The sequence below is a fragment of the Macellibacteroides sp. genome, assembly GCF_050251695.1.
GTDB lineage: Bacteria > Bacteroidota > Bacteroidia > Bacteroidales > Tannerellaceae > Macellibacteroides > Macellibacteroides fermentans.
The window spans coordinates 1-4,369 of record NZ_JBFWMI010000157.1 but is presented as its reverse complement, the minus strand read 5'-3'; the positions used below and the strand labels follow the sequence as shown (position 1 = coordinate 4,369).

The following is a 4,369-nucleotide window of genomic DNA, read 5'->3' as shown; positions in this document are numbered from 1 at the left end:
AAATTATATCTTTGCATAAAATAACAAAATGGATCTAATATTTGAACTAGGCGTTACTTCCGATATAGACGAACTGGAATTACTATACAATAACCTGAACGATTACTTATCAATGCACACCAATTATCCTGGATGGATTAAAGGTATATATCCTACGCGAAAGAATGCGACAGAAGGAATAAGTAGTAAGACTCTGTTCGTGGCTCGTTCTGGAGGTAAAATTGCGGGATCTATAATTCTTAATCATCAACCTGAAGAAGCATACGATGATGCTGATTGGCTGGTTGAAACTACCTACGATAATATTTACGTGATACGTACATTCGTAATACATCCCAATTTTATGGGAAAAGGAATAGGGAACGCATTACTCAACTACAGTATTGAATTTGCTAAAAACTCAGGCATAAAAACTATTCGACTAGATGTTTATGAAAAGAATATCCCTGCAATAAAGTTATACGAAAAAAACGGATTCATATACACTGGCACTGTCGACCTAGGACTTGGAAATTATGGATTGAAATGGTTCAGATTATATGAGAAAATAATCTGAACCATTCTAATATCAAAAACAGCTAATATCTTTCTAATAAGACACCTTATCGTCCTTAGAAGCCCATGCCTGAAAAGCCTTTATTGCCTCATTTCTAAGAAGAGATTCGGAAGGTAATTTCCTATCCGAAGGTTTCAACGCAATTTCTTCATATATAAACGAATCATCGAAAGCGATATCCTTTGCATCTTCTTTAGTGTTGGCATAATAAATCTTATCCAATCTGGCCCAATAGATAGCACCGAGACACATGGGGCAAGGTTCGCACGAAGTATAAATTTCGCAACCGCTTAAATTAAATGTTCCCAACTTTGCTGATGCATTACGAATAGCGCTTACTTCTGCATGAGCCGTTGGATCACAGGAGGCTGTAACCCGGTTTACTCCAGTAGCAATAATTTCATTATCTTTTACAATAACCGCACCAAAAGGACCTCCTCCATTCTTTACATTGTCGACCGACAGGGCGATGGCCCTTCTCATAAATTCTTCTTTCATTCAAATTCAGATTATTACGTTTAATCTATTTAATACATAAACGAGCTGCAAATATAGATGCAACTCCCCATTAATACAAAAAATCCGATTCTCACGAACCGGATTTTTTTATTTAAACCTAAACTTTAAAACTTTAATCAATAAATAAAATGATTAATTGTCTCAATAAATTTTCTCAAAAATAAAAATTAACAATCACTACAAAGGTAACAATCTACCTATGACTATAAAATTATTATTATATGTTCTGCAACACAGAAATGAATACAATTGGATGTTAAAAGCCAAATGGAGAGCTATTTTGAGTCGGCGACTCTTCTTCTCTACATTTGATAAAAATATAATTCTCGCCTGTCATTAGCACATCTTCATCTGGAATCCTGCTTTTTATCAGTTTAATATTGACTTTATCTTCCGGATAAATCAACGCACGGTTTTCCCGTGTTGCCTTACCGGATAGATGCCAGAGAGCTTTTATCTTAACGCCATCGAGCAGATTAAATAAAGATGATTGCACATTGGATGCCGATAATTTTCCCCTTGCAAATTTAAGGTTTCCCGATAATGGCTCTTTTATATCTAATATATCAGGAATAGCAGGTTTCTCCTCATTCTCAGATACAAACAAACGCAATAAAGAATCAGCTTCATTTCTAGCAACTGCAGAACCTGTTGGGAATACAAGCGAAATATATTTGTTCCCGGAAACCCGCTGCAGCTGATATGTCGATAAACAATCTATACACCCCAGCGTGTCAGCACGCATACATTTAAAAACATGCAGAGAATATATTCCAAAGGCATCCTCGGGAGAAGGTAATTCATATATTTCCAGCATATACTCCTCTCCTTTGTAAATCAAATCCCTTGCAGTAAGTTTATACACACCATATTCAAGATAAAGATCAGCACCACCATTCATGTATCCGTACAATCCTTCACCTGTAAAAACTCGCTCTCTTTTTACCTCAACATCTTTTATCTGTTGCGCATATATAAACAACGGGATCAAGAAAAAAGCTATCAGACAACCTATTTTCTCTTTCATTTTCTATACATTAAATTCTGTAAGTGAAATATTATTCCGGTCGGCAATCCCTAGTTTAAGCTCTTCAGCCAGATGCATAAATCGAATAGCCTCAGGTTTATCTTTTACTTGAATCCCCTCCTCAATTCGTTTGGCTATAACAATATCATGACCGATGCGGTCGACCGCCACCGGATCAGATCCAACCAGCAACGTATTATAATTACACATAAACTGGGGATTAGCTGACGGACCTCCATCAAAACAACCAATAAGGCCATCAACTATATTAAGCACAACCTTATCACGTAAAGGAGAAAATGCACACGCATAAGCACAGGTTTCATGCCACAATTGCTGATGAAGTCTCCCTGTGTTTGTAATTGCGCCAAAGGCAAGATTCTTCAGACACAACGTTACAGCACTACCAGCGTTTTTCAATACAGGTACATTAATAATTTTGGTAACATCTTCAGTACAAATTTTTGTAAAGTATGAATTCTTTCCTCCATTCACCATATAAGGCATTGTATATGCATCGTATTCACCTTCAACATCTGCAAAGAAATAGCACTTTTTATCAATACGGTCCTCACTATAGAACTTACCTTCCTTATTGATAAAACCTCCCTGCGCATCCTGACATTCAGTACCCTTGATTTTAATTCCGGGATAATTATCTTCAGTATAACCAGTCTCATGCAACTGCATTTCCCTTCTATCCCAAATCATCATATTAGATCTGTGTATACCCGCCTCTTCCAATTGCTTTACAATCGAACGCGTAACAGCATGGGAGGTAGTTAATAATTTCCCGGCAACAGGATTAACCTTAATACCAATCACATCATCCGGTCCTACAAATTGAAGCCAGGCTTTGGAAAGATCATGTTCTCCTGTAAGTTCCAACATGCAACGCTTCAGCATCTCATATGCTGCCTCTTCAGAAGGCTTACCATCCACCACAGCATTTGCATTATTTACCTTTACAACCCTGCCAGGATATTTTCCAGGCATCGATAAGGTGGTTCTGGGAACAGCCATTGCCTCTGCAATGTTTGTTTTGGGCTTGACTGAATCGGCAGTATAAACCGGAGCCGATTTAATAACAGGACTTAAAGCTGCGCCCAATCCTGTTGCGGCAATGGATTTAAAAAAATTACGTCGTTGCATAGTAGTCTAAATTTAAATTAAAACTAATTCACTTTATATAAATCTAAAGTCCAAGCTAATACAACCACAAAAGCCAAAGCCAAAACCACAAAAGCAACTATCAGTACACCTGCATATAAATACATCAAAACGGTACGCTTTACGGTAGTAGACAATTTAGTATTAAATAGCTGGCTGTATATCCAAACTGAAAAAATAAAATCAAGCCACCAGGGAGTTCCTTTACTTGCATCACCAGTAAATGGGAGCATAATCATAGAAACAATTAACAATTGGGATGCAGCATACGTTCTAACAAAAAAAAGCTCAACCAAATTGTAATGAACTTTATTTACCCTTTTACGGAAAGCCCACTGTGTTGCCAATGCTAAAAAAGGAAGTGTACATACAATTTCAAGTGCTTTATTGCTGGAAAAAAGTGTTTTTATAACACCATAAACCGATTGGATAAACGGAGAATCTGTAACCCATTTCAATAAATTCCGATCTCCCCACTCCAGTTCCAATTCTTTAGCCACCGATATCGGAGCTTCCTTAAGTGATGCCGGATCAATCGCTTGCACCATTAACATATAGATGGCTCCCAACACAAACAACATCTGAAGCGGACGAAAATAAAGTACACGCCTGCCTCCAATGTAATCCCTCACCATATATCCCGGCCTGATAAAAAGCTCTTTGATAGAAAAGAAGAAACCTTGATCGATATTGGTCAATCCTCCAAAAAAATTCTTGATAACAGATTTATAGGTAAACTTCTCTGTGTGGCAACTTTGGCCACAGTTATTACAAAACAATCCTTCATAAACTACGCTGCAATTAGCACATACGTGTACATCTTTATTAGTATATACTGGCAGAATCTTCCCTTTTTGGTTTTTTCTGCTATGCAAACGCACATAAGCCTTTGTTCGATGGATATCCATAAGTGAGCAAACATAAGTATTTAAGAGAAAACAAAAGTAAATAAATAATTTATATTACAAACAAAATGAGGGTGTGTCAAAATAGGCACACCCTCGTTTTATGCACAAAGGTCGAACTTTCCCAAGCTCGGCCTTTGCTATTTCCTAGAGTTTTTGTAACTTTAGGTTTTCAAAATTCATATGACAAAG

Annotated in this window: 5 protein-coding genes; 1 reads left to right on the top strand and 4 read right to left on the bottom strand. The window is 37.1% G+C overall.

Annotated features, from left to right (window positions below):
* The first annotated feature begins 28 nt into the window (after window positions 1–28).
* Window positions 29–556, top strand: coding sequence for an N-acetyltransferase family protein (locus AB7E53_RS14375; RefSeq protein ID WP_446776458.1), 528 nt, complete (start codon window positions 29–31; stop codon window positions 554–556).
* A 33-nt stretch (window positions 557–589) separates the two neighbouring features.
* Here the strand turns inward: AB7E53_RS14375 and AB7E53_RS14370 are convergent, their stop codons facing one another.
* The 4 genes from AB7E53_RS14370 to AB7E53_RS14355 all read right to left on the bottom strand — a co-directional run bounded on the left by AB7E53_RS14370 (window position 590) and on the right by AB7E53_RS14355 (window position 3,970).
* A complete protein-coding gene (locus AB7E53_RS14370) occupies window positions 590–1,054 on the bottom strand; it encodes a nucleoside deaminase (protein WP_079684572.1) in 465 nt (154 codons plus the stop codon).
* A 277-nt stretch (window positions 1,055–1,331) separates the two neighbouring features.
* On the bottom strand, window positions 1,332–2,102 hold the full coding sequence (locus tag AB7E53_RS14365) for a DUF6599 family protein (RefSeq protein WP_446776456.1): 771 nt from the start codon (window positions 2,100–2,102) through the stop codon (window positions 1,332–1,334).
* A 3-nt stretch (window positions 2,103–2,105) separates the two neighbouring features.
* On the bottom strand, window positions 2,106–3,254 hold the full coding sequence (locus AB7E53_RS14360) for a DUF362 domain-containing protein (RefSeq protein ID WP_446776454.1): 1,149 nt from the start codon (window positions 3,252–3,254) through the stop codon (window positions 2,106–2,108).
* 23 nt (window positions 3,255–3,277) lie between these two features.
* Window positions 3,278–3,970 (bottom strand): DUF3667 domain-containing protein, encoded by a 693-nt coding sequence (locus AB7E53_RS14355; protein WP_371689180.1) that lies wholly within the window; start codon window positions 3,968–3,970, stop codon window positions 3,278–3,280.
* Between the last annotated feature and the right edge of the window lie 399 nt (window positions 3,971–4,369).